The sequence below is a fragment of the Microvirga aerophila genome, from assembly GCF_003332305.1.
GTDB classification, from domain to species: domain Bacteria; phylum Pseudomonadota; class Alphaproteobacteria; order Rhizobiales; family Beijerinckiaceae; genus Microvirga; species Microvirga aerophila.
Genome location: NZ_QOIO01000123.1, coordinates 2,501 through 5,730, shown reverse-complemented (window position 1 = coordinate 5,730; position 3,230 = coordinate 2,501). Strand labels below are relative to the sequence as shown.

Sequence of the window (3,230 nt, the reverse complement as noted above, 5' to 3'; positions counted from 1 at the left end):
TGCTTTTTGACAAGTGAAGATGAGAGAGAGAAGCGTGGACGGCGGTGTCCTTGCGGACGGCCCCTTGGGGCTGTCGATGAGATACCGACCGATGTCTATGCTTTTTGGTGAGTACCACCGCTCTGGGGAAACCTGGAGTAGGATGGACTCTGTCAATGCGTAGAGATTTAGTCGAGATCAAATTCTTTCAACTTGAGAGTTTGATCCTGGCTCAGAACGAACGCTGGCGGCAGGCTTAACACATGCAAGTCGAACGCCCCTTTCGGGGGGAGTGGCAGACGGGTGAGTAACACGTGGGAACGTACCCTTTTGTTCGGAATAACCCAGGGAAACTTGGGCTAATACCGGATACGCCCTTACGGGGAAAGATTTATCGCAGAAGGATCGGCCCGCGTCTGATTAGCTAGTTGGTGAGGTAAAGGCTCACCAAGGCGACGATCAGTAGCTGGTCTGAGAGGATGATCAGCCACACTGGGACTGAGACACGGCCCAGACTCCTACGGGAGGCAGCAGTGGGGAATATTGGACAATGGGCGCAAGCCTGATCCAGCCATGCCGCGTGAGTGATGAAGGCCTTAGGGTTGTAAAGCTCTTTCGGCGGGGACGATAATGACGGTACCCGCAGAAGAAGCCCCGGCTAACTTCGTGCCAGCAGCCGCGGTAATACGAAGGGGGCTAGCGTTGTTCGGAATCACTGGGCGTAAAGGGCGCGTAGGCGGCTTTGTAAGTCGGGGGTGAAAGCCTGTGGCTCAACCACAGAATTGCCTTCGATACTGCATGGCTTGAGACCGGAAGAGGTAAGTGGAACTGCGAGTGTAGAGGTGAAATTCGTAGATATTCGCAAGAACACCAGTGGCGAAGGCGGCTTACTGGTCCGGTTCTGACGCTGAGGCGCGAAAGCGTGGGGAGCAAACAGGATTAGATACCCTGGTAGTCCACGCCGTAAACGATGAATGCCAGCCGTTGGGCAGCTTGCTGTTCAGTGGCGCAGCTAACGCTTTAAGCATTCCGCCTGGGGAGTACGGTCGCAAGATTAAAACTCAAAGGAATTGACGGGGGCCCGCACAAGCGGTGGAGCATGTGGTTTAATTCGAAGCAACGCGCAGAACCTTACCAACCTTTGACATGTCCAGTATGGGCTCCAGAGATGGGGCTCTTCAGTTCGGCTGGCTGGAACACAGGTGCTGCATGGCTGTCGTCAGCTCGTGTCGTGAGATGTTGGGTTAAGTCCCGCAACGAGCGCAACCCTCGCCCTTAGTTGCCATCATTCAGTTGGGCACTCTAAGGGGACTGCCGGTGATAAGCCGCGAGGAAGGTGGGGATGACGTCAAGTCCTCATGGCCCTTACAGGTTGGGCTACACACGTGCTACAATGGCGGTGACAATGGGCAGCGAACCCGCGAGGGGGAGCTAATCCCAAAAAGCCGTCTCAGTTCGGATTGCACTCTGCAACTCGAGTGCATGAAGGTGGAATCGCTAGTAATCGTGGATCAGAACGCCACGGTGAATACGTTCCCGGGCCTTGTACACACCGCCCGTCACACCATGGGAGTTGGTCTTACCCGACGGCGCTGCGCCAACCGCAAGGAGGCAGGCGACCACGGTAGGGTCAGCGACTGGGGTGAAGTCGTAACAAGGTAGCCGTAGGGGAACCTGCGGCTGGATCACCTCCTTTCTAAGGATGTTCCTTCAGCAACGGCATCTGCCGTTTCTATCGGGGCTCTTTTGAACACAAGGGATCAGTCAGATCCCGCTATGCGGGACGCTGCCGTCTTCGCTTCTCTTATCTCACTCCGGACATTGTTTAGCGGTGTCGGGGCCTGTAGCTCAGGTGGTTAGAGCGCACCCCTGATAAGGGTGAGGTCGGACGTTCGAGTCGTCCCAGGCCCACCATTATTGGGATGCCTGGCCGACGCGGACGGGTTCGCGACGAGGGCTGTGCCAGGCACAGTCTCTTGCGAAGGCCGACCGGCCGCCGCGCCCCATGGCGCGGATAGCCAAGGCAACGGACGTTGCCGCCGGCGCCTGAGGCCAAACTAACCCCAAACTAAAAGGGGCCTTAGCTCAGCTGGGAGAGCGCCTGATTTGCATTCAGGAGGTCGTCGGTTCGATCCCGTCAGGCTCCACCAGTTCCCCACCCGTTATGCGGTCATGTCCGGTGTCAAAAAAGGTTCGCGTGCGGTTTGGTCATCAAACGGCGGCGCGGATGTTTGAAATCGTAAAGAGGGAACATACCCGGTTTGTGAGGCACCTAGTCCTCCAACCAGCTTCGGCCCCCGCAGGGTCGTTGTCCGGGTGTGTTCGGCAAGCAATGCTTTTGATCTGAAAAGGTCAAGAGCAGGTCTTTCTTGGATCCGTGTCCGGTCTTTGCCGACGGGCACCGATCATAAGAGTAATCAAGTGTCTTAAGAGCATCTGGTGGATGCCTTGGCGCTGAGAGGCGATGAAGGACGTGGTACGCTGCGATATGCCTTGGGGAGCTGCGAACGAGCTTTGATCCAAGGATCTCCGAATGGGGAAACCCACCTTCGACCCTTTGTATTGTGAGCGCAGGAGCAGTTCTGTGCTGGCACTACGGAGGGTCAGATGAAGGTATTAGGCCCTGAATCCATAGGGGTTTAAAGCGAACCCGGGGAACTGAAACATCTAAGTACCCGGAGGAAAGGACATCAACGAGACTCCGTTAGTAGTGGCGAGCGAACGCGGACCAGGCCAATGCCTGTGAGATCCTCACCGGAACCGCATGGAAAGGCGGGCGAGACGGGTGATAGCCCCGTACGGATAAAGGTGATCACGGGATACGAGTAGGGCGGGACACGTGAAATCCTGTCTGAACATGGGGGGACCACCCTCCAAGCCTAAGTACTCCTCAGCGACCGATAGTGTACTAGTACCGTGAGGGAAAGGTGAAAAGCACCCCGACGAGGGGAGTGAAACAGTTCCTGAAACCGGATGCTTACAAACAGTGGGAGCCCAAGGTTCGTCCTGGGTGACCGCGTACCTTTTGTATAATGGGTCAGCGACTTAAAGTAACGAGCAAGCTTAAGCCGATAGGCGGAGGCGCAGCGAAAGCGAGTCTGAACAGGGCGTTTGAGTTCGTTGCTTTAGACCCGAAACCGGGTGATCTAGCCATGTGCAGGATGAAGGTGCGGTAACACGCACTGGAGGTCCGAACCGGTGTCTGTTGAAAAAGACTCGGATGACGTGTGGTTAGGGGTGAAAGGCCAATC

At 56.3% G+C, this 3,230-nt stretch carries 2 tRNA genes and 2 rRNA genes (1 of these 4 cut by a window edge); all 4 read left to right on the top strand.

Going from position 1 to position 3,230, the window contains the following annotated elements:
* The first annotated feature begins 188 nt into the window (after positions 1–188).
* Positions 189–1,675, top strand: a 16S ribosomal RNA gene (locus DRB19_RS28645).
* A 141-nt stretch (positions 1,676–1,816) separates the two neighbouring features.
* Positions 1,817–1,893 (top strand) — tRNA-Ile (locus DRB19_RS28640).
* A gap of 160 nt (positions 1,894–2,053) precedes the next feature.
* Positions 2,054–2,129, top strand: a tRNA-Ala gene (locus DRB19_RS28635).
* 265 nt (positions 2,130–2,394) lie between these two features.
* Positions 2,395–3,230 (top strand): 23S ribosomal RNA (locus DRB19_RS28630) (it continues 1,970 nt past the right edge of the window).
* Together the 16S and 23S rRNA genes with 2 tRNA genes alongside form the textbook arrangement of a ribosomal RNA operon.